The organism is Rhodococcus sp. NPDC127593 (genome assembly GCF_042671975.1).
Taxonomy (GTDB): Bacteria; Actinomycetota; Actinomycetes; order Mycobacteriales; family Mycobacteriaceae; genus Rhodococcus_F.
This window is the reverse complement of sequence record NZ_JBHXWI010000105.1, coordinates 1-24,596: the sequence shown is the minus strand read 5'-3', so window position 1 is coordinate 24,596 and position 24,596 is coordinate 1. Positions and strand designations below refer to the sequence as shown.

The 24,596-nt window shown below is 65.6% G+C and carries 20 protein-coding genes and 1 pseudogene; 6 read left to right on the top strand and 15 right to left on the bottom strand.

The features are described from left to right. Positions 1–764 precede the first annotated feature (764 nt). The gene (locus tag ACFVJ3_RS46905; RefSeq protein WP_378458583.1) at positions 765–1,232 is read right to left on the bottom strand and encodes an ester cyclase; all 468 of its coding nucleotides are present in this window, start codon (positions 1,230–1,232) and stop codon (positions 765–767) included. A gap of 88 nt (positions 1,233–1,320) precedes the next feature. Here ACFVJ3_RS46905 and ACFVJ3_RS46900 point away from each other — a divergent pair, with 88 nt between their 5' ends. Next, complete coding sequence (locus tag ACFVJ3_RS46900; RefSeq protein WP_378458582.1) at positions 1,321–1,656, top strand: winged helix-turn-helix transcriptional regulator; 336 nt, start codon at positions 1,321–1,323, stop codon at positions 1,654–1,656. Between the two features lie 29 nt (positions 1,657–1,685). On the opposite strand, the gene ACFVJ3_RS46895 is transcribed toward ACFVJ3_RS46900, so the two are convergent. The 4 genes from ACFVJ3_RS46895 to ACFVJ3_RS46880 form a co-directional block, all read right to left on the bottom strand. Beyond that, a complete protein-coding gene (locus tag ACFVJ3_RS46895) occupies positions 1,686–2,105 on the bottom strand; it encodes a zinc-binding dehydrogenase (RefSeq protein WP_378458581.1) in 420 nt (139 codons plus the stop codon). A gap of 265 nt (positions 2,106–2,370) precedes the next feature. Continuing rightward, positions 2,371–3,189, bottom strand: a complete 819-nt coding sequence (locus ACFVJ3_RS46890) for a catechol 1,2-dioxygenase (protein WP_378458580.1) — start codon at positions 3,187–3,189, stop codon at positions 2,371–2,373. Between the two features lie 59 nt (positions 3,190–3,248). Further along, positions 3,249–4,211: an alpha/beta hydrolase gene (locus ACFVJ3_RS46885; RefSeq protein WP_378458579.1), complete on the bottom strand. Its 963-nt coding sequence runs from the start codon at positions 4,209–4,211 to the stop codon at positions 3,249–3,251. Between the two features lie 87 nt (positions 4,212–4,298). After that, complete coding sequence (locus ACFVJ3_RS46880) at positions 4,299–5,975, bottom strand: flavin-containing monooxygenase (RefSeq protein WP_378458578.1); 1,677 nt, start codon at positions 5,973–5,975, stop codon at positions 4,299–4,301. Between the two features lie 176 nt (positions 5,976–6,151). On the opposite strand from ACFVJ3_RS46880, the gene ACFVJ3_RS46875 reads away from it, so the two are divergent. After that, the gene (locus tag ACFVJ3_RS46875; RefSeq protein ID WP_378458577.1) at positions 6,152–8,482 is read left to right on the top strand and encodes an ATP-binding protein; all 2,331 of its coding nucleotides are present in this window, start codon (positions 6,152–6,154) and stop codon (positions 8,480–8,482) included. A gap of 188 nt (positions 8,483–8,670) precedes the next feature. Here ACFVJ3_RS46875 and ACFVJ3_RS46870 read toward each other — a convergent pair whose 3' ends face one another. The 9 genes and pseudogenes from ACFVJ3_RS46870 to ACFVJ3_RS46830 form a co-directional block, all read right to left on the bottom strand. Next, positions 8,671–9,651, bottom strand: coding sequence for a zinc-binding alcohol dehydrogenase family protein (locus ACFVJ3_RS46870; RefSeq protein ID WP_378458576.1), 981 nt, complete (start codon positions 9,649–9,651; stop codon positions 8,671–8,673). 61 nt (positions 9,652–9,712) lie between these two features. Beyond that, complete coding sequence (locus ACFVJ3_RS46865; protein WP_378458575.1) at positions 9,713–10,408, bottom strand: lipase family protein; 696 nt, start codon at positions 10,406–10,408, stop codon at positions 9,713–9,715. Positions 10,409–11,153: 745 nt separating this feature from the next. Further along, positions 11,154–11,992, bottom strand: a pseudogene (locus tag ACFVJ3_RS46860) (LuxR C-terminal-related transcriptional regulator). A 214-nt stretch (positions 11,993–12,206) separates the two neighbouring features. Next, positions 12,207–12,584, bottom strand: a complete 378-nt coding sequence (locus ACFVJ3_RS46855; protein ID WP_378458574.1) for a nuclear transport factor 2 family protein — start codon at positions 12,582–12,584, stop codon at positions 12,207–12,209. A gap of 100 nt (positions 12,585–12,684) precedes the next feature. Next, positions 12,685–13,296, bottom strand: a complete 612-nt coding sequence (locus ACFVJ3_RS46850) for a malonic semialdehyde reductase (protein ID WP_378458584.1) — start codon at positions 13,294–13,296, stop codon at positions 12,685–12,687. Between the two features lie 224 nt (positions 13,297–13,520). Beyond that, positions 13,521–14,684 (bottom strand): acyl-CoA dehydrogenase family protein, encoded by a 1,164-nt coding sequence (locus tag ACFVJ3_RS46845; RefSeq protein WP_378458573.1) that lies wholly within the window; start codon positions 14,682–14,684, stop codon positions 13,521–13,523. Positions 14,685–14,825: 141 nt separating this feature from the next. Further along, positions 14,826–15,467, bottom strand: a complete 642-nt coding sequence (locus ACFVJ3_RS46840; protein WP_378458572.1) for a 3,4-dihydroxy-2-butanone-4-phosphate synthase — start codon at positions 15,465–15,467, stop codon at positions 14,826–14,828. A gap of 88 nt (positions 15,468–15,555) precedes the next feature. Further along, complete coding sequence (locus tag ACFVJ3_RS46835; RefSeq protein ID WP_378458571.1) at positions 15,556–16,053, bottom strand: flavin reductase family protein; 498 nt, start codon at positions 16,051–16,053, stop codon at positions 15,556–15,558. 237 nt (positions 16,054–16,290) lie between these two features. Then, positions 16,291–17,568, bottom strand: coding sequence for a PucR family transcriptional regulator (locus ACFVJ3_RS46830; RefSeq protein ID WP_378458570.1), 1,278 nt, complete (start codon positions 17,566–17,568; stop codon positions 16,291–16,293). 304 nt (positions 17,569–17,872) lie between these two features. Between ACFVJ3_RS46830 and ACFVJ3_RS46825 the strand changes: the two genes are divergently transcribed. The 4 genes from ACFVJ3_RS46825 (at position 17,873) to ACFVJ3_RS46810 (ending at position 23,247) form a co-directional block, all read left to right on the top strand. Next, the gene (locus tag ACFVJ3_RS46825; RefSeq protein WP_378458569.1) at positions 17,873–18,445 is read left to right on the top strand and encodes a VOC family protein; all 573 of its coding nucleotides are present in this window, start codon (positions 17,873–17,875) and stop codon (positions 18,443–18,445) included. 65 nt (positions 18,446–18,510) lie between these two features. Further along, on the top strand, positions 18,511–19,401 hold the full coding sequence (locus ACFVJ3_RS46820; RefSeq protein WP_378458568.1) for a fumarylacetoacetate hydrolase family protein: 891 nt from the start codon (positions 18,511–18,513) through the stop codon (positions 19,399–19,401). Then, a complete protein-coding gene (locus ACFVJ3_RS46815; RefSeq protein ID WP_378458567.1) occupies positions 19,394–21,160 on the top strand; it encodes an FAD-dependent oxidoreductase in 1,767 nt (588 codons plus the stop codon). The genes ACFVJ3_RS46820 and ACFVJ3_RS46815 overlap by 8 nt, the downstream gene beginning before the upstream one ends. Positions 21,161–21,246: 86 nt before the next feature. After that, positions 21,247–23,247, top strand: a complete 2,001-nt coding sequence (locus ACFVJ3_RS46810) for an acetoacetate--CoA ligase (RefSeq protein ID WP_378458566.1) — start codon at positions 21,247–21,249, stop codon at positions 23,245–23,247. A gap of 153 nt (positions 23,248–23,400) precedes the next feature. Here the strand turns inward: ACFVJ3_RS46810 and ACFVJ3_RS46805 are convergent, their stop codons facing one another. Then, positions 23,401–24,345, bottom strand: coding sequence for a GntR family transcriptional regulator (locus ACFVJ3_RS46805; protein WP_378458565.1), 945 nt, complete (start codon positions 24,343–24,345; stop codon positions 23,401–23,403). Positions 24,346–24,596 lie beyond the last annotated feature (251 nt).

Sequence of the window (24,596 nt, the reverse complement as noted above, 5' to 3'; positions counted from 1 at the left end):
ACACGGTCAGGTAGCCAGAACAACCACAACCGAAAACAACGAACCCCCAGCTCAACCGGGGGTTCGCTCGTTCTCATAGCAGTAACTTCGGGCTAAAGTGCGGATCGACAACCCTCTGGGGTTCGGGCGGTTCTCCGTCACTGCACAGTTCGTCGACTCGGACGGCCATCTTCGCGGGCGCCGAAGTGACGTCCTGGGCGTTTCCGTCGGCCGTGTCGGGAGTGTCACGTTGGCGGACCGCGGGGTGGACGTTCAGTTGCTGCTCGACGACACGGCGCTTCAGATTTCGTCTGCCAGTACACCGTCGTTGCCAGTAGCTCGGCGATCGGCGAGCAGTACATCGACCTCCGACCCGGATTCGGACGAGGGGCCATACCTCGAGGACGGCGCCGTTGTAGAACAGGCACAGACGACATTGACTACCCGGTCGAGGACATCCTCGAGAACGTGGATGGGTTGACACGGAGCGTTCCCCTGACGATCTCCGAACCCTGATCACCGAACCGGCTGAAGGATTCGACGGGCCCGGTGACGAATTGCAGACCCTGGTCGAGTCACTCGACACCCGCACGTCTGCCCAACGCGACGCGCTGCCGCAGACACCCACCCTTGTTCGCGACGGCCGCACCGTGCTGGACACTGTCGGACACCGCTCCGTATCTGCCGAGTGTGGCCCGGTGCCCGAAATCGGCACGCACACCGTCGAGGCGGCGTTTGCCGATTTTCGGTATCGCGGCAGGAGTTGCCCGGGAGGATCTCGATCTTTACGCCGGCTGGGCGCCGGTGCTGATCTGTTGGGTCAACTTGAGCAGTTCCTCGACGTGGTAGATCTCGGTGATCTTGCCGTCGACAACGCGGACGATGTCGGTGCCGTTGATCGCGACCGGGTTGCCGCTGGCGGCGAACCCGAACGCTTCTCCGGTGTGGGTCCCGGTCATCTGCCAGTGAATGACCACCCAACCGCCGGAAAGCTCCTGCTGGAACAGGATCCGATGCTGCGTATCGGTGAATCCGTCGCGCACCGCGGTGACCAGGGCTCGCATGCCGTCGATCGCCGAGGCGGCACCGGCAACTGCGTTGTGGTCGATCAGATCCGGGGTGAACACCTCGTCCACCCCGGCGACGTTACCGGTGTCATAGAGCTCCAAGTTGCGCGCGGCGACCCGCAACGCGGTGGTCGTGGCCGAGCGCACCATCTCGCTTGACGTGTTGGCCCTACCGATCTTGGTCATGAGGTCCTCCAGTTTTGTGGTGTGGGGCTGACGCAAGCTATAGTTCCCTGACGGAATCGGTTCCCTCAAATGAACCAAAGGGGATTGCATGTGTGATCCGGAACACACCTTGCCGGAATGTCCGGTCGCCCGGTTCCTGACCGTGCTGGACGGGCCCTGGGCGACGCTCATCGTGCGGGACTTGCTGACCGGCCCGAAACGCTTCACCGAGCTGCGCACCGGACTACCGGGGATCAGCCCGAAAACCCTCTCCTCACGGCTCCAGCGATTCGTAACAACAGGGCTGGTGACCCGCACCGCCTACGCGGAGATCCCACCCCGCGTGGTGTACGAACTCACCCCGGCAGGCGCACGACTCGAGGTCGTGCTGGCCACCATGGCCGCCTGGGCCGAACAAGACCTTCCCCTTCCCCACATCGACTGACCCCGACCCACGGATTGATGGTCGAAGCGCTACCGCACCTGTACCGGCCTGGCCCGGCACAAGATCAAGCCGGCGGTTTGCCGGTGCGGACGCCAGCGAGAAGGTCGGTGTGCACTTCGGAATCGCGAGAGGTGGCGGCGGGACTTGAGATGCTGGTGGGCTGCGACGACATCATCGAGAGCCCACGTCGAGTCGATTACCGGCCGAATCCGGTGCTTCTCGACGAATTGAAGCATCTGCCCGAAATCCGTCGGGCTCCCCAGCGTGGTACCGAGGATGGTGAACTGCCCGAAGTAGAGCATCGGCACCTCGAACGTCGCCGTTCGGCCCGCACTGGAGCCGTATACGGCGATCCGACCACCCGGCACGAGGCACCCGAGTGCCTCGGCCAGGTCGGCATCGCCCCAACGGTGCACCACTCCCCAACTGTGCACCACTGCCGCTCTCATCAATCTCTCCTCAGAATTGTTCTGGACTGCGAAGCAGTCCGCAGTTGGTGTGATGGCCTAGCTGATTCTTACGGCCAGAGCGCCAAGGGTGATGGCCGCCTCGCGGTTTCGGTGACCTCCACCCCAGCCATCAGTGAGTAGATTCTCCAGCGTGGTTCATCGATGCGCGTCTATCGACGCAACTCCCGAGAGCTTGGGCGGGCGATGGATCGGGATGTCGAGGACGTCTCGATCGTCGCGATGATCGCGTCGTGTGTGTCGGCTTTCAGGCTGCGCTCGCCGACACGAGTACGAAGTCGTAGCGGGCGTCGGTGTACGGACGGTTCAGGCCGTTCTCGGCGAGCCGGGCGGGGTCGTCGACGGTGTGCAGTGTGATCACCAGGCCCTCTCGCACGCCGTTGGCGACATCGTCGTCGAGGTACTCCCCTCCTTGGAAGTACAGCTGGCTGGTCATTTCCTCATGGTCGGGGTGACGCAGCTTGACGTGGAGGTGTGCTGGGCGGAAGAAGTGCCGGCCGAGTGCTCGCAGGACCGTTCCGGTGGGGCCGTCCTTGGGGATTTCGTAGGGAGGGGGAAGGATTGTGAGCACGCGGAAGGTGCCGTCGTCCTCGGTGGTGAAGCGCCCGCGCAGATTGAAATCCGGTGTGTTCGGGTGGATGTTGGAGTACAGCCCGTCGGCGTCGGCGTGCCAGAGGTCGACCTCGACCCCGGCGAGCGGTTGGCCGTCGGCGCCGAGCACGATGCCGTGGAAGAGCAAGGGCTCGCCTTTTTCGTCCTCCCGCTGCGGCATCACGTGCAACGGCGCGGTCAGCATCGGCGCGCCGGGAAGGTAGAACGGGCCCTCGATGGCCTCGGGGCTGCCCGCGCGGTCGATGTTGCCGACATCGGTTGCCTCGGCCTCGAAGAAGACGTCGAAGAGCAGAGTTTCCTCCCCGGTTTTGATGGAATCGACGATCAGGTCGGTCGCCACCCGGTATTCGGAGTGGGTGATCTGTTGTTTGCGGATGAACTCGAGCAGTAGTTGCTCGAGGTCTTCGACGATGGTGCGGATGCGGGACGCGGTGGCGTCATCGCGGTCGGGCATGGTGGTTCCTTTCGGCGGTGGATGCGCGGCGTGTGCGCCGGGTTGGGAGTCGGATGCCGTCAGTGGGTGGCGCTGAGGTCGGAGACGGGTTGTCGGCCGAATTGCATTCTGAGGTATTCGGCGACCGCGGAACGGATCTCGGTGGCGCGGGGGATCGCGCCGGAGGTCCAGTACACGCCGTGCACGAGCCCGTCGAAGCGGATGATGTCAGCCGGGACACCGGCGTCGGCGAGTTGCTCGCCGTAGGCCTCGGCCTCGTCGCGGGCGACCTCGTATTCCATGGTCAGGATGAGGGCCGGGGGCAACCCGGCGAGTGAGGGTGTCTTCGACGGTGTGGCGTGGGGATTGTCGGCGTCCTCGGCGGTTCGCAGGTAGTGGTTCCAGAACCAGTCGAGTCCGGCGGCGGTGATGATGTAGCCCTCACCGAATTCGGTGCGTGACGGGGTGTCGGCGCGGGGGTCGATGACAGGATAGGTGAGCACCTGGCAGGTCAGGGCGGGTCCGCTCTCGTCTCGGGCGCGTAGCGCGGCGACTGCTGCCAGGTTGCCGCCGGCGCTGTCGCCGTGCACGGCGATGCGGGTGGGGTCGCCGCCGAAGCCGGTGGCGTTCTCCGCGATCCAGCACAGGGCCGCGTAGGTGTCGTCGGTGGCGGCCGGGAACTTGTGCTCGGGTGCGAGCCGATAGCTCACGGCGGCGACGATGGCGCCGGCGTCGTTGGCGAGCGACCGGCACAGCTCCTCGGTCACGGTGAGGTCGCCTGTGACGAAACCGCCGCCGTGGTAGTAGGCCACGACCGGCAGCGGTCCGGGTGCATCGGGAATGTACAGCCGAATGCTCTGGTCCCCGGCGGGACCGGGATAGGTCGTGTCGATCACCTGTGCCACGGGCTCCGGCGGGGTCTGCAGGTCGACGAAGGATGCGACGGTGGCACGGGCCTCGGCGACACTCATGTGTTCGAAGGACCGGACGCCCTGTGCGTCCAACGCATCGAGCAGGTTCTGTACTGCGGCATCGATCGGCATCGGTTTCTCCTGTAGGTGTGTGAGTGCGGGCCGGGCGGCACGCATGTGGCGCCGCCCGGCCCGGCGCCCGGTGGTTCGGGCGTGTGGTCAGCTGATTTGCGCGGAGGCCCGTTCGCGTGCGGCCGAGCCCTCTGCTGCGAGGGTGAAGCCTTCGTAGTTGTTCGCGACGACATCGGCGCAGATTCCGCGGTAGACCGCCGCCCCGCCGAGGTAGACCATGCACACCCTGGGTTTGCCGGGAATGTTGGCGCCCATCCACCAGGAGTCGGTCTCGGGAAGCAGGGTGTGCTGGGCGATTTCGTTCGTCTGCGCCACCCAGCCGTTCTCCGCCTGGGGCGTCGGTTCGATCGTGTCGAGACCGCCCTGCTGCAGGTGCTCGATGGCGTCGGCGAGGAAGTCGACGTGGTCCTCGATGGCCAGCGGCATGTTGTAGAGCACCGAGGGGCTCTGCGGGCCGGTGACGAGGAACAGGTTCGGGAACCCGTGGACGGACAGCCCGAGGAAGGTGTGGGGTCCGTCGGCCCACTTGTCGGCCAACGTCCGTCCGCCGCGTCCGACGATGCCCATTTCGAGTAGGGGCCCGGTCATGGCGTCGAAACCGGTGGCCAGGACGATGACGTCGGCGTCGTACTCGGCGTCGGTGGTGCGCACCCCGGTCTCGGTGATCGTGGTGATCGGCGCACCCGAGACATCGACCAGTGTGACGTTGTTGCGGTTAAAGGTTTCGTAGTAATTCGTCTCGTACGGTGGGCGTTTGGTGCCGTACGGGTAGTCGGTGGGCGTCAGCTTCTCGGCGATGGCGGGATCGCTGACGCGCTGGCGAATCCGCTCGCGCACGTACTCGGCGATGGTGTCGTTCGCGGCCTTGTCGACGAGAATGTCCTCGAACGAACCCAGGAAGAACCGGAAGCCGCCCTCGTCCCAGCACTCGTCGAACACCCGTCGCCGCTCCTCGGGAGTCACCGCGAGCGCAGACGGCAGCACCTTGTCGTAGGGAATACCCACTCGGGTGTTGCGGGAGGCTTCACGCACGCTCGGATAGTTCGCCTTGATCGCGGCGACTCGATTCGGATCGGAGGGTTCGTTCTGCAATGGGGTGGCGTAGTTCGGGGTGCGCTGGAAGACGGTCAGATGACTTGCTTGCTTGGCGATTTCGGTGATCGCCTGGACTCCGCTCGAGCCGGTGCCGATGATCGCGACGTTCTTGCCGGTGAAATCTACGCCCTCGTGTGGCCACTTTCCGGTGAGATAGACCTCGCCGGCAAAGGTGTCGATACCGTCGAACTCCGGCGTCTTGGGAACCGACAGATTCCCGGCAGCGGAGATCAAATATCGGGCGGTCACCGAGGCACCGTCCTGGGTGCCCACCTGCCAGTGGGCGTCTTCCTCATCCCAGACCGCCGAGGTGACCCGGGTTCCGAAGGCGATGTCCTCGCGCAGCTGAAAACGGTCGGCGACGTGGCTGAGGTAGGCCAGAATTTCCGGTTGGCTGGCGTACTTTTCCGACCACTCCCAGTCCTGTTGCAGGTCGGGCGAGAACGAGTACGAGTAATGCAGGCTCTCGATGTCGCAGCGGGCGCCGGGGTACCGGTTCCAGTACCAGGTACCGCCGACCCCGTCACCGGCTTCGAACACCCGGACTCGCAATCCCATCTGATCCCGAAGCTTGTGCAGGGCGTAAAGGCCGGCGAAGCCAGCCCCGACCACAATCGCGTCGAAATCCGTCGGAGCGGCGGGTCGTTTGTCAGCGTAGGTGTCAGTCATGATGATCTTTCTCGAGAAGGTCCACGACAGGGCGTGAGAGAGGGCATTTCCGCCTGCGCGGCGTCGGTGCTGGTGGAATCCAGCATGGCGCCGCCGGTACCCTTTCCGAGTGGGGGAAATCACCCCATGGCATACCTGTGTTGACAGTCACAGCCCCGTCGGTATGGGGTGGGCACGTGCGAGTTACCGATGACCCATCCGCCGAAGCCCCCGATTCCCCGGGCCCCCGAGCCGCCCTCACCAGTTTCGTCGGACGGCGGCGGGTGCTCTCCGACGTCAAGCGCCGGCTGACGGAAACACGCCTGGTTACCCTGACCGGACCCGGTGGAGTAGGAAAGACCCGCGTCGCGCTCGAGGTCGCCGAGCGCTCACGCCGCGGGCTCCGGGATGGGGTGGGGATCGTGGATCTGGCCAGCCTCGGGGACGCCTCGAGGCTGGCCCAAGTCATCGTCTCCGCGCTCGTTCTACCCGACCAATCGAACCGCGATCCAGTGGACAAACTTGTCAGTTACCTACGCGACCGACAGGTGCTGATCGTCCTCGACAACTGCGAGCACCTCCTCGAGGCCTGCGCGAGGGTGGTCGAAACGCTCCTGAGCTCCTCTCCTGGTCTTCGCATCCTGGCCACCAGTCGCGAGCCCCTCGGGATTCACGGGGAAGGCATCTGTGTCATACCCCCGCTGACCACCCCGTCTACGCGGCAATCACACACGGTCCAGGCAGTTGTGCACTACGAGGCGGTCAGCCTCCTTGTCGACCGCGCCCGCCTCGTCCTGCCCGACTTCGAGGTCACCGCCGAGAACGTCGGGGCGGTGGTGCAGCTGTGTAAACGTCTCGACGGGATCCCACTGGCCATCGAACTCGCGGCGACCCGGTTGAGATCGCTGTCAGTCACCCAGATCGTCGAGCGTCTCGACAAGCGGTTCAGCTTGCTGACCGGTGGCGACCGTGTCGCCATGCCCCGGCAACAAACCCTGCGCGCCCTGATCGACTGGAGTTTTGATCTCTGCACCGAACATGAGCAACTGCTGTGGGCCAGGCTGTCGATTTTTCCTGGCAGTTTCGATCTCGACGCCGTGGAACAAATATGCGCGTTTGAGCCCCTGATTGCCGAATCGATCATCGATCTCCTCGATCGACTGGTGGCGAAATCCATCGTCCTCACCGAACGGACCGGTGAGCGGGTGCGATACCGGCAACTGATGACCATCCGGGAATACGGCGCGGAAGTACTCGCATCCTCCGGCGAGACCCAAACATTCAAACGGCGCCACCGGGACCACTACCTCCGCAAGGCCGCCGTGATGGTCGAACGCTGGTGTGGTCCCGGCCAAGCTGACTCAGTTGCGGAAATGAACGACGACCACGCAAATCTGCTCTCCGCCCTCGAGTGGTCCGCCAATACTGAAGGCGAAGTGGGGACAGCGGCCGAGCTGGCCTCCCTGCTCCGATACCACTGGGTCGTCGGCGTCGATCTCAGCGAGGGGCGCCGCTGGCTGGACCAACTCATCGATGCGAAGGAATTGTCGAAAAGTCGACGTGGGCAAGCGCTGTGGGTGAGCGCCTGGATTGCCCTCATGCAGGGCGACCGTGACGACGCCGCCCTAAAACTGATCGAGTGTGACACCATCGCCACAGCCCTTGGTGACCTCAAACTGTTGGCACACGCCACTCAATGGCGGGGACTGCACGACTTTACTACCGGGGACATTGCCGCCGCTATCACGCGCTATGAGAAATCCATCGTCATCCACACCGACTTCGACGACACGGCTTCGGTACTGACCGCGCTGTTCCAGCTCGCCATCGCCCAGGTCTACAATTCCCAGCTCGATCAAGCGCTGCAGACCTGCCAACAGGCCATCGAGATGAGCGAGCGCCTCGGAGAACAATGGAATCGCTCCTACGCCCTGTGGATCACAGGTCTGTGTCACTGGCACCGCGGTGAGCCAGAAGCGGCGAAACACGCCGCTCTCCAAGCGCTCCGGCTCGGAGGGGATTTCAAGGACAGCATCTGCACCGCGCTGACGATCGAACTACTGTCCTGGATCGCCACCTCGGCGGCGGATTTTCATACCGCCGCCGCCCTCTCGGGTGCCGCGGCCGCAGTCTGGGCGGGGCTGGGTACCGACGTCGAGGCGTTCGGCCCGCACCTTCAGCAGGATTCGATCTACTCGGCGCAGACCGCGGTAGAGGCCCTCGGCGAAAAGGAAGTCGCGGCCGTGGCCCGGCGGAACGCGACGATGACACTCGATGCGGCCGTCGCACTAGCCCTCGGCGGGGACGGTCGGTCCGAAAGCCCCAGTGCACCCGCAAGATCACTCCTGACGAAGCGAGAAAGTGAGATCGCGAACCTAGTGGCAGAAGGATTGAGCAACCGTGCCATTGCCGAATCCCTGGTGTTGTCTCCACGCACCATCGACGGCCACGTCGAACGCATCCTCACCAAACTCGACTTCACATCACGCACCCAAATCGCCTCATGGGTCGCATCCCAGAGGAGATGATGCTCATCCGATGCGCCTCGAACAGCTGGAATGGCGGTACGCGCGTTGGTAAATCTGCAACGCCACTGGATGTGGACTGGGCCGATCAACCTGTCACAGCACAATGAATACCACACCTCACCGTCCCGGAACGAACATGCGAGCGCGGACCCCGAAGAGGGTTCCCCACCTGCCCCAGCAGTGTCCAATCAGCCGGCCTTGTTCACGAGCACGATCTTGCCGAGGTGGCGGCGGGACTCGAGATGCTGGTGGGCTGCCACGACATCATCGAGGGCCCACGTCGAGTCGATCACCGGCCGAATCCGGTGCTTCTCGACGAACTGGAGCATCTGCCCGAAATCCGTCGGGCTGCCCAGCGTGGTGCCCAGGATGGTGAACTGCCCGAAGTAGAGCATCGGCACCTCGAACGTCGCCGTTCGGCCCGCACTGGAGCCGAATACGGCGATCCGACCACCCGGTTTGAGGCACCCGAGTGCCTCGGCCAGGTTGGCGCCGGTCCCACTGATCACCACGTCGACGCCCCCGCCGGTGGCCTGGACGACCTGCTGGACCCAGTCCGGATCGGTGTAGAGGAAGCCGCGCTCGGCGCCGATCGCCCGGACGGACTCGATCTTGTCGTTACTCGACGACGTCACCAGGACGTGAGCGCCGGCCGCGGCACCGAATGTGACCGCGAACGTGGACACTCCGCTTCCGGCCCCGAGGACCAGCACCGTCTCACCGTCCTGCAGGTCGGCGCGCGTGAACATCGCCCGGTAGGCGGTCAGGCCTGTGCAGGGCAGGGCTGCCGCCTCCTCCCAGGACAGGTGCTCGGGTTTGGGAAACAGGTTCTCGACCGGAACGGACACCAAGTCCGCATATGTACCGTCGGTGCTGTCGCCGAGGATGGAGAAATCCTTTGCCGGTGCCGTCTCGTCGCTCCCCCAGTTCAGGCAGGGGTAGATGATGGTGTCGTCACCGGTGTCGAGCCGGGTCCCGGCACCGTCCATACCCAGGATGCTCGGCGTCGTGAAACCTCGTCCGGTCTGGCGGACGATCACGTCGTGCCAGTTCAACGAGCTGGCACGCAGCTCGACCAGCACCTCGCCGTCCTTGGGGGTGGGATCGGGAACTGTTTCCACGCCGAGTTGGTCGGCATCGCCCCAACTGTGCACCACTGCAGCTCTCATCGAGATTTCTCCTCAGAATTGTTCTGGATCCTGGCATCAGTGTCGTTGCCAGGCTTGGCTTTTAGTTTGTGCATCCGCGTGGCAGGCTCTGGCCGGTGAACCGATCGACCAACCATTGGGTGGCTTCGCCGAAGCCGCGCAAGGTAGCCGCGTGAGCGAGGAATCCGATCTGCGGAAGTAGTGGTGGGGTGTCCATGCTGTTGTCGTAGGCGATTGTTGCGCCGTGTGAGCACCAGGTGTCGGCGAGTTGCCGGGTCATAGTGGGGTCCACGGCCTCGTCGTTGGTGTTTTGCATGATCAGAACTGGTTTGTCGGGTGTGGGGCCGGTACGCAGATCGAGATTATTGAGCACCGGGCGAATCGCTGGGTCCGCCATGAGGTTGTCGGTGATGGATTGCCCGTTGCGGGTGTATTCCGAGGTAGGGGCGAACGACCTCGTCAACATGATCCCGAAGTCGCATTGCTGGGCTGTTCCATGGAGAAATTCCATCCCGGCCGGATTCAGTGTGGTGGTGATCGCTTCGGTGAGGTCGGGGTGACTTGCCATGAGCCCGTTGAGGAAGAAGCCGATAATTCCGTTGAGGAGCTTGCCCTCGGCATTGTGCAGTGTTGCAGTCGCGCTGACCGCTGGTGCACCCATAACCGTACCCACCAGATTGACGTCGGGTGCGTAGCTGGCGGCCAGTTGTGCGGTCCCGCCTGCGGCCTGACCGCCCTGCGATACACCCCAGACGCCGACTGGGGCGGTCGGTTCCACGACACCCAAACGATTGCAGCTCGCGCCGCGTCGAGCACGGCGTGGGCTTCCGGGACCGGTTGCAGGTAGGTGTGAACAGCTTCGGTTCCGAGGCCCTGGTAATCGGTGAGGACCACCGCGATTCTTCGCGCGGCCAGCGCGGCAATATCGGCGATCTGTAGTTCGAGCATGGGCACGCCGGATCCGTCGACGGTCACCGCGTCGGCGAGAAGACGCGACGGTCCGCATGCATCGCCGGCTCCGTGTGTGCCGACCGCGAGGCTGACCAGCGGGCGAGGCCCCTCCCCGGCCCACGGGCCGGTGGGGTCGAGCACGATACCGGTGGTGGCGATCGGTGCGCCATCGGTGTCGGCGCTCTCGTACATGATCCGGGTCGCGGTCGCCGGGATGGCCGCGGCCAGGGGCGAGCCTGCCAGTAGGGCAGCGGGCTCGGACTTGATGACGGCCCCGTTGTTCCCGGGCAGGTCGGCCGGCACTTGGTAGAAGTCACCCGTGGCGGGCACTGCGGGTGGTTCAGCTGTCGCCGGCCCAACGGCCACCGCCACAGGAACAAGGGTCAGTACCGCGGCCAGCCCTACCAGTCCGGTCCGTCGAAAGTGCACAGCATTCTCCTTTTTCGTCAGAAATGACGGTGAAAGCGGTCACGAGGGATCGCCGTGAATCGGATGTTAGGTGCGTCACAGCGGGTGTCGTGACCCCCGGATGGGGGGTGTCGCGGGAGCCGCGTGCGGATTGCGGCAGGGGGTCATGGGAGGAGCCCGAGTCGGCGAGCGCGCGAGACCGCCTCGACCCTGGAGTGGGCATCCAGCTTGCCCATCGCTCCGCGCAGATAATGCTTGACCGTTTCCGGTTTGATCGACAGTCATTGCGCGACTTCACCGTTGGTGCAGCCGAGAGCAACATAGGTGAGGACGTCGACCTCACGACCGGACGTGCATCGGTGGCGGGCAGGTCGCCGCGGGACAGACCGGCGAGGTTGTCGGCGAGAGAGTGCAGGCTCGGCGTGAGTGTCGAGTCCGGGGCGGTGCGCAGCAGTGCGCGCAACTCGGTGTGGATTTCGCGGATGTTTTCGATCAGTGCCGTGGTTGTGGGGGCGTGCCCACCAACAAGTGTGTCGATCAACTCGACCCGTCGATCGACTCGTCTCGAATGGTGATCTCGGCGGCGAGTCGGTTCCCGGCCCGACTGAGCATGTCGAAAAGTCGGCCTCCGAGTGGGGCGGATTGACGAAGTGCGGCGTACATGATGGCGCGCGGTCCGCCGCCGACCACCACCGGTACCGCGATGACGGATCGCAGACCTTCGTTGATGACCGGCCGGTCATAGTCGTGGGTGATGTTCTGCGCCGCCGCGTAATCCTCGACCCACTGGGGCCGGAGCTGGGTCATCGCGCGCCCCCCCGAGGCCCAACATCGGTGAAATCAGCAGGCCGCGCAGTCCGGCAGTTCTGGTGCCGAGTGTTTCGGAAATCTTCAGGGTTCCCCCTGAGACGGAGCCGCCGAACACCACCGCGGGTGTGGCAAACCCCGCGGCGACGACGCGTAACTCGGCGCGTAAGGCATCGTCATCTCGCGGTCGGAGCAACCGCGCTGGATGCTGTGCCTGTGAAACCGCCACCGCGACCTCCTCCGGGGCGGGGCGCCCCACGTCTCGTGAACACGACAATGTGTTGACCCCAATAGCATTCATTTGCGGCGGGAAGAGATGTTTGTGTTTCGTCACGTGAACTGAAGGCCCCGTGGGGCCTCGAGTAGTCCTCCCCGATGTCGGTAGACAGGAGCCGGCCATCGACGGCCTTTTACATGGTGCCGGAGATGACGGGGCTGGGGTCCATGAAGATCAGGTATTCGGTCACCTTGTTGTTCTCGACGCGGGTGCGCGTCACGGCTGGGAGGGTGAAGGATTCACCGTTCTGCAAGGTGTAGGTGACCTCGACCCGGAGCGCGGCGACGGTGCCTTCCGACCATTGTTCGATGATCTGGTGGCGCATTGACGCCACTGAGGTGAGGTACTGCGCTACCCAGGTTTGGATGGCGCTCTTGCCGATGACGGGGGCGTTGTTGCCCATCCGGAAGGCGCAGTCGTCGGAGAAGTAGTCGAAGAACGCGGCGATGTCGGTGTCGGCGGCTTCGAGCAGTTTGCGGGTGGTCTCGACCTCGGTCGTGACTGTGGTCATCGCGAACTCTCTTTCTCTGGTGATGTGACGGGATGACCCCGCACTGTGGGGATCGATCTGATTTCGAGATGGGAACGATCGGGAGAGCGGTCTAGAGCCATCAGGCCCAGTGCACGGTCTCTGCGGGGTCGAGTCTGGGGAGACGCCCAAGAAACGGGTTCTCGCCGGGGTGTCCGATGTTGACGACCAGGATGGACCTCCAGGTGGTTCCGGAGAAGAATTCGGTGTCTATTCCTGCGGGGTCGAAGCCGGCCATCGGCCCGGCCGCCAGACCGGCGGCACGGATGGCGAGGATGAAGTACCCCGCCTGCAGGGCAGCGTTGAAGGTGCCAGTGCGCTCGCGCAGCGCGTCGTTGCCGGCGAAGACCTCGCGGATCTGCGGCCGGATGGGCAGCAGCCGGGGCAGGTACTCGTGAAACCCCTTGTCTACCGCGAGAATCGCGGTGACGGGCGCCGACGTCGTCTTCTCACGGTTGCCCTCGTCCAGGTGTGCGAGCAGTCGGCGGCGGGCGTCATCGGTGCGCACGAATTGCACGCGCAGCGGCTGGGAGTTCGCAGCTGTCGGCGCCCAGCGGGTCATGTCCCAGATCTGGGCGAGTTCGGCATCGCTGACCGGGGTGGCTGCGAAGTTGTTGACTGTTCGTGCCCCCGCGAACAGCAGGTCTCTGGCTGCGTCGTCGAGGCATTCGATCGTCGAGTTGCTACTCACCAGTGCTTTTCCTCCTGATCCTGTGCCGGCGATGCCGATTCCCTGGCGAGGTGCCCGGTTGCGGGCTGCTCGGTGGTCGCATCATTCGGGGTCATAGGTCCCCGATCCGACGGTGATGGTGCGGGAACGGGGACCGGGTGCCGGCGCGATTACTCGATTGCCCATCCCAAGCCTCGGCCGCGGTCGATCTGCGGCCGAGGCTCGGGGTGAGGGGTAGCAGCATCCGGTCAGAGGAGCGGATCGGCGACGGGGAGGTCGAGGGTGAACCGGCCGATGGTTTCCGAGGCCGTGTCGATGTCGAGGAAGGCGTGCACGGACAGCACGGACAGGTCACGGAAGTAGCGCTGGATCGGTGCGGAGTTCCGGTAGCCGTCGCCGCCGATTCCGCGCACCATGTCGTTGAGGGCATTACGGGCCAGATCTGCCAGATATGCTGCCTTGAGCTTCATCTCGGCACGATCGCGGGGGTCGGACTGTTCGGGCCGCTGGGCGGTGAGGCGCTCGAAGAAGGCGTCGAGGAGGGTTTCGGCGGCGTCCGCGGCGGCCAGCGCCCGGCCGAGCCGCATCTGGGCGGCCTGTTTGCCGGAGGCCTTCTCCTGGCTGATGGTGCCCTGCCGGTCCTGGGTGCGCTTCACGAACGCGTCCGCCGCGCCGCGCAGGGCACCGACGACGACGGGGGTGACCTCGGCCATCGCGAACGGCAGGAAGGGCAGGTGATACATGGGATTGGGGTGGATCAGCTGCCCGGGAGCGGTACCGGCGAGGGCGAGGGCAAACGGTCCGGTGCGGTAGTCCGGGACGAAGACGTCGTCGACGCTGATGTCGTTGCTGCCGGTGCCGGACATGCCGGCGATGTACCAGGTGTCGAGGATCTTGACGTCCTCGCGGGGCACCAGGAACCACAACGGGGTGGGGGCGCTGCCCTCCTCGAACACGACGCCGGCGAAGGTGAACCATTCCGCGTGCACCGACCCGGAGTTCCATGCCGTCTGCCCGGTGATGCGGTAGCCGCCGTCGACCTTCTGCACTTGCCCCAGCGGGGCTGCGGTACCGGCGGTGAGGGTGTAGGGCTTGTCGGCGAACACTTCTCGTTGGGCCTGTTCGGTGAAGATGTTCACCCGCCAGGCTGCACCGATGTAGAAGGAGGTGACCCATCCGGTCGAGGGGCAGGCCGCGCTGATGGTGCGGACGATCTCGGCGGCGACGTCGAGTCCGAGTTCGAGTCCGCCGTATTCCTTGGGCGTCAGCGTGGCCAGGATTCCCGAGTCGATGAGGTCGGTGATCGTCTCGTCGAGGGGAGCCCGGTTCTCCTCGGTCTTCTGTGCGCGTTCGGCGAAGGCCGGTACCAGGGCGTGCACCCGGTCCATGAGTTCGGTGCGGGTGATGTCCATTGTTTCCTCCGGTGTGGGTGAGTGGCTGTTTCGTGGTGCGGGGGCGATCGGCGCAGCTCAGGGCATGCGGTGACCGCGCCGGTGGTGTGCGGATGCTGGTGGGTTCGGGTGTGCGTGCCGCGTGCGGCACGCACCGGGATGTCAGCGGATGGTGTCCTTCAGGTCCGGGCCGGCGACGAGTGTGAGTCCGTACCGGTCGGCAAGTGCCTCGGCGTCGGGTCGATCGCCGACGCTGGTCGGGTCGGCGATGCCGTCGAGGTCGGCGAACACCGCTCCCGAAAAGTGGGATTCAGCCGTGTCGGTGAGCGCGAGGGCGAGGGACGCGGTGGTCAGTCGCATCCGAAACTCTGTGGGTGTCACGCGGACCGGGACCAGGTGCCCGGGCCGGGTGAGGTCGCCGGAGTCGGTGGCCGGGTCGGCGAGGATGCGGGCCGTGCGCGCCCGGTCGGCGCCGGAGATCCCGGTGGTGGTGCCGGCGGCGGCGTCGACGGTGACACATTGGCCGTGGCCGAGTGTGGAGGTGGCCCGCACCGTCGGGGTCGCTTCCGGCAGGACCAGACGGTCACAGATCCGTTCGTGCAGTGCCACCTGCAGAAATCCGGTGGTGTGGCGGATCAGGAAGGCCATCTGCTCGGTGGTCGCGGCGTAGGCGCATCCGACGAGCACGACGCGGCGGTGATGGCTGAGAATGACCAGCTCACCGGCGGCGAGGGCGCGGCTACCGGCGGCAATCGTCGACCATGACCGATGGTGCGGGGCGCGGGGCGCGAACGAGGTCGTCATGGCGTGCCTTCCTGGTGCGAATGATCGTGCTGCGGTGGGCGATACGGCTTGGTGAAGCTGGTCGCGGCGCCCTGATCATGTGGTGGGGTTATACGGATTCGAGCGCCGAGTGGGTGCCGAAGACACGGCGGTGGTAGGTGAGCGGGTCGCTGTAGTGGTTTTCCGCTGCGACGACGGTGCCGAGCACGACCACGTGGTCGCCGCCCTCGACGAACTGGTCGACGTGACAGGCGATCCAGCCGGCGGCGCCCGCGATGCGGGGAAGGTCGTGGTCGATGTCCCAGCGCACGCCCTGGAACTTGCCGATTCCGCCCTTCTTCGCGAACTTCAGCGCGGTGCCTTGTTGATCGCTGGCCAGCACGTTCAATCCGAACTTCTTCGATGCCGTGATCAGTTCGAGCGTCTCCGATCCTCGATCCAGGGAGACCAGGACCATCGGAGGTGTCATCGACAGGGAGGTGAAGGCGCTGACGGTGGTGCCGAACGGCAGACCGCCGTCCATGGAGGTCACCACGGCGACCGGCGTAGCCACGTGTGCCATCACGTCCTTGAACGTTTCCTGGACAGGACTCAAGGGGGTGTGCATCGTAGACTTCCTTCTGTCGACTGCGGTTCTCACCGCGGATCCCGGCGAATGACGGTGTCCGTCTGTGCCCTTTTGGCCTTTTGACCTTTTGGCCTTTCGCCACCGGGAGCTGGTGTGTCCTACACCACAAGTAGACCGCATGAGTTACCCAGTTCGCACTACCGCAGAACCCAGTATTGTCGCCGCCTTTTGGTTTCTAGACCAATCGGGGACCGGCGGCTCACCGACCTGCGACCGCTACCACTGAGCGATGGGGGCGTCTGAAAGCCACTCGTAGATGCGCAGCGCTGCCCGCAGGTCCGTGCTCGATCCGTTTGAAGGCGTGCACAGACTCAACGCCTTCTGCACCCGATAGGTCACCGTGTTCTTCGAAATATGCTCTGCCGAGGCGACTTTGGCGAGGCTGTGGTCCATGTCCAGGTAGAGGCTCAGGGTCGAGCGCAGATCGGCCATCCGGGGGTCGTCGTCGGCGAGCGGGCCGAGCAGACGGGAGGCGAACTGCACCGCGGCCCCCGGATCGGCGAGCAGGAGCACCTCGAGGGCGATGTGCTCGTGCGCGGTGGTGGTGGGCGGATGGCCGACCCGCAGGCGAACCAGCCGCTCGACCGCGCGGGCCTCGAGGTGACTTCTGCGGAATCCGTCCATCCCGGAGCCGAGCTGGCCGGTCACGACGAAGGTGTCGCCGAAGGCGGGCAGGGCGGACGTCAGAGCACGCGTCGGGTCGGGAGTGACGGCGCCCCATGCCCAGATCGCCTGCAGCCCTACCGGGATCACCAATGATGCTGTCGGTGTTCCCCAGTGCCGCAGCACCGGGTCGACGACGGCCCGCAGGTCGTGGCTCGAGTGCGGGCCGCTCCAGGCGATGAGGGCCACGTGGTGCCCGCCGAGGGGGTAGCCGAGGACCTGTTCGGCGTGGGCGGGTTCGATGGGGTCCGCGGCGATGATCTTGGTGACCAGATCGAGGCGCGCTGCCGATATCCCCGCGGCCCACGCGCTCTGCTCCTCGAGGAACGCCGAGGCGGCCACCCCGGTGAAGTCGTCGAGCACCTCGAAGAGCAGCACGGAGATGCGGCGCAGCTCGACGCTGCTCTCGCTCGGCGGTACCAGGCGGGTCGCCGCGTCGAGCAGGGCTGCGGCCAGCACGGCGTACCCGACCCGGATGGCCCGGAACAGGTCGTTGAGCTCCAGACCCTGGCGGGCGAAGTCGACGGCGATCTCCTCCACCTCGGCACTGGCCAGCGAGGTCTCCGACTCGCCGATACCGGCGACCAGCGTCAGGGCCCGCAGCGCTGTCGAGGTGGTCGCCCGCCGCAATGCATCCGGAGGTGCCACCCCATCGCCCAGCGCCGGGACTTTCCGGGAGATCGTGGCGGCGATGTTCTGACCGACTTCGACGGCCCAGGTCACCGCACCGTCGCCGAGCACGGCGCGAATCCGTTCGGCGTCCGGGCTGAGCCACTCGAGCTCCGATTGCCGGGCGCGTGTTCCCGTCAGTTCACCAGTCCAGTGCGGCACTCGACATCCTTCCGATCCGCCTCCACGCTACAACGAGCCCACCAGCCGTTTTGGGCTGTAAACCAAATTCTCCCGAAGTTCCTGTTTCCTAGCCCGTAGCCATCCCCGCCAGAATTTCGTGAAATGGGGAGACCGCTACGTGACGGGGACCACAGCGAAGTCTTCGGCACAGGTCGGCGCACCGACTGTTATCAGGTATAGCACGTGGGCCAGGTAGGCACACGTAGTCGTCGAACGGACCTTCCGTAGTCAGGTTTCCATATCCCCTCGCGGTCGACGACCGCGAGAATCGAAGGAGTCAACGATGACCGCCACTCCCAAGTTCGCGCACGTCGTATTGCAGACCAGCCGGTTCGAGGAGATGCGCGACTGGTATTGCACCGTGCTGGATGCGCACGTGGTCTACGAAGGGCACGGTTTGTGCTTCATCACCTTCGACGAGGAACACCACCGGGTCGCGCTATTGGGAGCGCCGGTGCAGCTCGAACCCCGCAATCCGGGTGCGGCGGGTATGCATCACACCGCCTACACCTTCGACACCCTCGATGATCTGCTCGATCGCTACGACTCCCTGAAGCAGAAGGGGATCGAGCCGAAGGTGCCGATCCAGCACGGGGTGACGACGTCGCTGTACTACCAGGATCCGGACGGCAACTTCGTCGAACTGCAGATCGACAACTTCACCACACCGGACGAGGCGACGGCCTACATGAACGGCCCGGAGTACGGCAACAACCCCGTCGGGGTGTCGTTCGTACCAGAATTGATGCGGCAGGCACTCGCCCAGGGCACCCCGATCTCGCAGATCACCACCCACTCCTGGGCCCTGCAGACCAGCCCGGATCTGCCCGACCCGATGGCGGCGCTGACCAGCTGACAGCACCCGGGCTCACGCCCGGCCCCGACAGATCAGCGTTTCCTCCTACCGAAGGACTTTTTCTCATGCGTGTGGCAAACCAAGCCGGCCGGCTCCAGGTCGTGGCGGACGGGATCGCCGTCGACGTCGAGACGGCCAGCGGGGGCCGCTTCTCCGCCGAACCCCAGCAGATCTACTCCCGGTGGGACGAGTTCACCGCCTGGGCGGCCACGGCGGACTTCACCAACGGGACCCCGGTGGTCGAGTCCGAGCTGGGCGCCCCGGTTCCCCGGCCCGGCCAGATCTTCGCGGTCGGTGTGAACTACGCCGACCACGTCGAGGAATCCGGGCTGACCCTGCCCGACGCGCCGTTCGTGTTCACCAAGTTCCCCGCCTCGATCACCGGCCCCTACGACACCATCGAACACCCCGGCGGCTCAGTCGATTTCGAGGTCGAACTCGTAGTTGTCATCGGCAAGGAAGCCCGCAACGTTCCCGTCGCCGAGGGCTGGGAGTATGTTGCCGGGCTGACCCTCGGCCAGGACCTGTCCGAGCGGGACCTGCAGCTGTCTGGTCCCCCGCCGCAGCAGTTCAACCTCGGCAAGTCGTTCGCCGGATTTGCCCCGATCGGGCCTGTGCTGGTCACGCCCGACGAATTCGCCGACCCCGACGACATCGAAGTCAGCACCGTCCTATCCGGCGAGCTGATGCAGAAGTCGCGGACCCGGCACCTGATCTTCCCGATCCGGGTCCTCGTGTCCTACCTGTCCTCGATTCTGCCGCTGCGTCCCGGCGACCTCATCTTCACCGGCACCCCGTCGGGTATCGGATTCACCCGCGACCCGAAACGGCTCATCGGCGTCGACGACGAACTGGTCAGCCGCGCCGACACCATCGGCGAGATGCGGCACCGCTTCACCGCCGCCACCCGTCCGCACCCCCTCACCACTGTTTCCAGGAGTACCAGCCATGTCTGAGATCACCGTTCCCGTCCTCGTCGTCGGCGGAGGCGGGTGCGGATTGACCACCTCGATCCTGCTGTCCGAGCACGGCATCGATCACCATCTCGTCGAGCGGCACACCGGCACCTCCCACCTGCCCAAGGCCCACTACCTCAACCAGCGGACGATGGAGGTGCTGCGTCAGGTCGGGGTCGCGGACCCGGTCTACGCGGTGGGCACACCGCCGAAGAACATGGGTAAGACCCGGTGGGTCACCTCGCTCGGCGGCGACGGTGAACTGGACGGGCGCACCCTGTACACGCTCGAATCGTTCGGCGGCGGCAGCCTCGAGGAAAAGTACGCGGTCGACAGCCCGTGCCCGTCGAGCAACTACCCGCAGATCCGGCTCGAACCGCTGTTGCGCGAGCACGCGGAGAAGAGGGCACCGGACTCGATCCACTTCGGCCGCGAACTCGTCTCCTTCGAACAGGACGAGAACGGAATCCGCGCCGTCGTCCTGAACCGCGCCACCCAGGAGACCTACACCGTCCACGCCCAGTACATGGTCGCCGCCGACGGCGGCAAGACCGTCGGCCCGGAACTGGGGGTCAAGATGGAGGGCCCGACCGGGATCCTCGACATGGTCAGCACCCACTTCACCGCCGACCTGTCGCAGTGGTGGGAGGACGACGTCCTGATCACCTGGCTGCTCAACCCCGAGGGCGCCGGATCCTGGAGCAGCGGCGCGATGGCCGCGATGGGTCCCACGTGGGGCAAGCACTCGGAAGAATTCGTGCTGCACTTCACCTTCCGCCCGGACGATCCCGCCCGCTTCGATGAAGAGGCGATCGTTCCGCGGCTGCGGGAACTGCTCAAACTCCCCGACCTGGAGATGAAGATTCACCAGGTCAGCCACTGGATCCTCGAGGGCGTACTCGCCGACAAGTACCAGGTGGGCCGGATCTTCCTCGCCGGTGACGCCGCCCACCGGCACCCGCCGACCACCGGCCTGGGCCTGAACACCGCCATCCAGGACGCCCACAACCTGGTCTGGAAGCTGGCCGCGGTCCTCGGCGGTGACGCCGCCCCCGCCCTGCTCGATACCTACGAGCCCGAACGCCGCCTCGTCGGGATGCGCAACGTCGACTGGGCCATGTTCACCTTCCTCAACCATATGGTCATCGACGCCGGCCTCGGCCTGATCCCCGGCCAGCCCCTCGAAGCGCAGATCCAGGTGTTCCGGGACTACTTCTCCGACACCCCGATGGGCGAAACCCGCCGAGCGCGTGCGGCCGAGGTGATCAGTACCCAGCGCACCGAATTCCAGGCCCACGACCTCGAGATCGGCTTCGCCTACCGCGACGGGGCCCTGGTCCCGGACGGCACCGAGGCACCGCCGCGCGATGCGATGGGCGGCACCTACTACCCCACCACCCGTCCCGGGCACCGACTCCCCCACGCCTGGCTCGAGCACGGCGACCGGCAGATCTCCACCCACGACCTCACCGGCAACAACGCGCACTTCGTGCTCATCACCGCCGCGGACGGTGCCGCCTGGTCCGAGGCCGCCCGGTTGGCCAGGGACAAGTTCGGGGTCCAGATCAAGGTCGCGCAGATCGGCGACGGCGCCGACTACACCGACCCCACCGGCCGCTGGAGTGAACTCCGCCAGATCGACGACACCGGGGCGATCCTGGTCCGCCCGGACAACCACGTCGCCTGGCGCAGCACCGGCGGCGCCGCCGACCCCACCGACGAGCTCACCCGGGCCCTGGGCACCGTCCTCGCACGCTGACGCCGCCGCACGAACCCCCGCCCCACGGGCAGACTCGGACACCACCGTCTGCCCGTGGGGGAAGTACCGGAAAGGATGCACGAGAAATGACCGCGCCAGGACGTGAAGTGTTGTGGACCCCGCCGCCCGGGCGGGTCTTCGCCTCGAACATCAGCCGATACCAACGCTGGCTCGCTACCGAGAAGAAGGTCCCCACCACCGACTTCGACTCGCTGTGGTGCTGGTCGATCAGCGACCTCGAAAAGTTCTGGCTCTCGATCTGGGAGTATTTCGACGTCATCGCCTCGGCACCCCCGCACACGGCGCTCGCCGACCCCCGGATGCCCGGCGCCCGGTGGTTCCCCGGCACCGAGCTGAACTGGGCCGAAAACCTGCTCCGCCATACCGACCAGACCGGGCCGGCGATCATCTCGGTCGACGAAACCGGCACCACCGGGGAACTCTCGCGGGCCGAGCTGGTCGCGCAGGTCGCCAACCTCGCCGCCCACTTCCGGAAGATCGGGGTGCGCCCAGGAGACCGGATCGCGGCGATACTGCCGAACATCGCGCCCACCGTTGTCGCGGTGCTCGCCGCGGCCAGCGTCGGTGCGGTGTGGTCCTGTTGCGCACCGGATTTCGGTGTGAAAGGGCTGGTCGACCGGTTCGCGCAGATCGAGCCGACCGTGCTGATCGGGGTGGACGGCTACCAGTTCAACGGCAAACGCGTCGACCGCCGCGACGTCTTCTCCGCCCTGCTGGACCAACTCCCGACCGTGCGGCACGCCATCGTCGTCGACAACCTCGGCCTACCCTACGACGGCGAGCATCGGCAGAGTATCGCCGACTACGCCGAATTGGTCGTCGGGGACGCCGCACCACAGTACGAGCAGGTGCCGTTCGATCATCCGTTGTGGATTCTGTACAGCTCCGGCACCACCGGCCTGCCGAAGGGCATCGTGCACTCGCACGGCGGCATCGTGCTCGAAGCCCTCAAAGCCAACGCGCTGCACTACGATCTCGGCCCTGCGGATCGGGTGTTCATCGCCGCGAGCACCGCGTGGGTGGTGTGGAACATGTTGGTCGACGTGATGGCGGTCGGCGCCACGGTGATCACCTACGACGGCAGCCCCACCTACGGCCGGCCCGACCACCAATTCGAGGTCTGTTCCCGATACGAGGCCACCCGATTCGGCACCGGTGCGGCCTATCTGACGCTGTGCGAGAAGGCCGGCACCGAGCCCGGTACCGCTTTCGACCTGTCGGGGTTGCGGTCGATCATGTCGACCGGTTCCCCGCTACCGGACACCACCTGGCGGTGGATCTACGACGCAGTCAGCGCGGACGTGCACCTGGGGTCGGACAGCGGCGGCACCGACGTGGCCACCGGCTTCATCGGCGCGAACCCGCTCTCCCCCGTTCGCGTGGGAGAGCTGCAAGGCCCCTATTTGGGGGTCGATGTGCAGGCCTGGACCGAGGCCGGTCAGGCGGTCGTCGGGGAGGTCGGGGAAATGGTGATCGCCGCGCCGATGCCGTCGATGCCGATCTACTTCTGGAACGACCCCGACGGAAGCCGCTACCGGGAAGCCTATTTCGAGATCTATCCCGGGGTGTGGCGGCACGGCGACTGGATCAGCATGGAAGCCGACGGCGGTTGCGTGGTCCACGGGCGGTCGGACTCGACGATCAACCGCGGCGGGGTCCGGATGGGGTCGGCGGACATCTACCACGCCGTCGAAGCGCTACCGGAGATCGCCGAGGCACTGGTGATCGGCGCCGAACTACCCCACGGCGGCTATCACATGCCGCTGTTCGTGGTACTGCGCGCCGGATACGACCTCGACGACGCTCTCGTGGACAAGATTCGCACCTCGATCCGCCGTGAGACCTCGCCCCGGCACGTTCCGGACGAGATCATCGACGTCCCAGCTATTCCCACCACCCGCACCGGCAAGCGGCTCGAAATTCCCGTCAAGAAGCTGATCCAGGGAGTCTCTCCGGAGACCGCGATCAACCGCGCCACCGTCGCCGACACCGCCGCCCTCGACTGGTACATCGACTATGCGCAGCGGTTCCAGCACCACCGCGCCGGAACCTCCACGCTCACCTGAGGGCCGGCCGCCGGGGCCGGTGCTTCGGCGGCCGCAGAGCCGGCGTGAACATGCGCCGAGGCGGCGGTGTTCAGGGGGCGATGGGGTCGAGCGCCCGCAGCGCGATCTGTTCGTTGTCGTCGAGGTGCTGCCGGGTCGCCGCGGCGACCTTCCTCATGTTGCGGGTGCGCACGACGGTGAGGATGTCCGCATGCGCGTGTCCCCGCCGCTCGTGTTCGTCCGGTTCGGCTTCGCGGCCCGAGAACGCCAGGCGGATATACCGTTCGGCGTGTGCCACAGGCCGTCGAGCACGCGCAGGTCCCAGGCGGTGGCGGCGTGCCGGAGCAGTTCGTAGTGGAAGGCGTGGTGCGCCTGGTAGATGTCGTCGATGTCGAGGCTCTCGTCGCCGAACATGGCCACATAGGCGTCGAGGCGACGCAAGTCGGCGTCGTCGAGCAGTTTGCAGGCGCGGCCGGCGATTTCCGGTTCGAGTTGCCGGCGAAGCCGATAGATCCCGTGCAGGTCATCGTGTGAGAGCGGGGCGACAATGGCGCTGTTCCCGGTCACCACCAGACCCTGTGCTTCGAGCTCTTTGAGTGCTTCCCGGACCGGGATGAAGCTCACCCCGAGCTGGCCGGAGATTTCCCGCAACGAGAACGTCTGTTCCGGAAGGATTTTACCGGAGAGGTTCGAGCGGCGGATTTCCTTCGCGACCTGTTCGGGACGGAGGTCGGAGTCAGGGACCGCACCAGCGGCTGCGGGTTGCTCGTTGTCACGACCATCTCCGTGTCGTTCACACTCACCGTCACCACGTGCGGGTATGTTAAAACACCGGGTCGTCGCCGGTCCGCGCGCGGAACGACCGGTGTCAGTCGGTGAGCTAGGAAGCGGGCACCGTCGACGATGCGGTGGGCATCTACGTGTCCGAGTGATGCCGGTACGGCGTTCGAGCGACCAATCGGGGAAGTACGAGTACGAGAGGGACCGCAGCTTGGGGTGCGACGTCGAGGGTGCCGTCCCGGGTATCGAAGTGGCGGTTGTCTGTACCGGCTGCGGTTGTAGCGCGACTGTCGGAGCGTTTCCCGAAGTTTCCTCGCAGAGGACGTCGGCCCTCGGCACGCATCAGGGTCATGATCATAGACAGCAGGCTGTGCGCGTCGATGCGCCGATGGGTCAGTACTTCATGCAGGTCGATATCGCGGCAGTGGCCATCGCTTGGCTCTTCTCAGGTGACTTTGGTAGGTCTCTCGACGAGTCACGCGATGGCCGCCGTCATTAGCGCCGATTTTCGCGGAGCGGTGATTACCTGAGCTTGGGTACGCGGGGGGCAGTGCTCATGGCGTCGTGAGGATTGGGTGGATTTGTGTAGT

What these genes read in the sequence shown, in the direction of transcription:
- ACFVJ3_RS46820 (WP_378458568.1), top strand. Translation starts at nt 18,511, where the DNA reads ATGCGTGTGGCAAACCAAGCCGGCCGGCTCCAGGTCGTGGCGGACGGG.
- ACFVJ3_RS46825 (WP_378458569.1), top strand. Translation starts at nt 17,873, where the DNA reads ATGACCGCCACTCCCAAGTTCGCGCACGTCGTATTGCAGACCAGCCGG.
- ACFVJ3_RS46890 (WP_378458580.1), bottom strand. Translation starts at nt 3,189, where the DNA reads ATGCCCGACCGCGATGACGCCACCGCGTCCCGCATCCGCACCATCGTC.
- ACFVJ3_RS46840 (WP_378458572.1), bottom strand. Translation starts at nt 15,467, where the DNA reads ATGACGACCTCGTTCGCGCCCCGCGCCCCGCACCATCGGTCATGGTCG.
- ACFVJ3_RS46845 (WP_378458573.1), bottom strand. Translation starts at nt 14,684, where the DNA reads ATGGACATCACCCGCACCGAACTCATGGACCGGGTGCACGCCCTGGTA.
- ACFVJ3_RS46815 (WP_378458567.1), top strand. Translation starts at nt 19,394, where the DNA reads ATGTCTGAGATCACCGTTCCCGTCCTCGTCGTCGGCGGAGGCGGGTGC.
- ACFVJ3_RS46880 (WP_378458578.1), bottom strand. Translation starts at nt 5,975, where the DNA reads ATGACTGACACCTACGCTGACAAACGACCCGCCGCTCCGACGGATTTC.
- ACFVJ3_RS46895 (WP_378458581.1), bottom strand. Translation starts at nt 2,105, where the DNA reads ATGAGAGCGGCAGTGGTGCACAGTTGGGGAGTGGTGCACCGTTGGGGC.
- ACFVJ3_RS46855 (WP_378458574.1), bottom strand. Translation starts at nt 12,584, where the DNA reads ATGACCACAGTCACGACCGAGGTCGAGACCACCCGCAAACTGCTCGAA.
- ACFVJ3_RS46870 (WP_378458576.1), bottom strand. Translation starts at nt 9,651, where the DNA reads ATGAGAGCTGCAGTGGTGCACAGTTGGGGCGATGCCGACCAACTCGGC.
- ACFVJ3_RS46900 (WP_378458582.1), top strand. Translation starts at nt 1,321, where the DNA reads ATGTGTGATCCGGAACACACCTTGCCGGAATGTCCGGTCGCCCGGTTC.
- ACFVJ3_RS46810 (WP_378458566.1), top strand. Translation starts at nt 21,247, where the DNA reads ATGACCGCGCCAGGACGTGAAGTGTTGTGGACCCCGCCGCCCGGGCGG.
- ACFVJ3_RS46885 (WP_378458579.1), bottom strand. Translation starts at nt 4,211, where the DNA reads ATGCCGATCGATGCCGCAGTACAGAACCTGCTCGATGCGTTGGACGCA.
- ACFVJ3_RS46835 (WP_378458571.1), bottom strand. Translation starts at nt 16,053, where the DNA reads ATGCACACCCCCTTGAGTCCTGTCCAGGAAACGTTCAAGGACGTGATG.
- ACFVJ3_RS46905 (WP_378458583.1), bottom strand. Translation starts at nt 1,232, where the DNA reads ATGACCAAGATCGGTAGGGCCAACACGTCAAGCGAGATGGTGCGCTCG.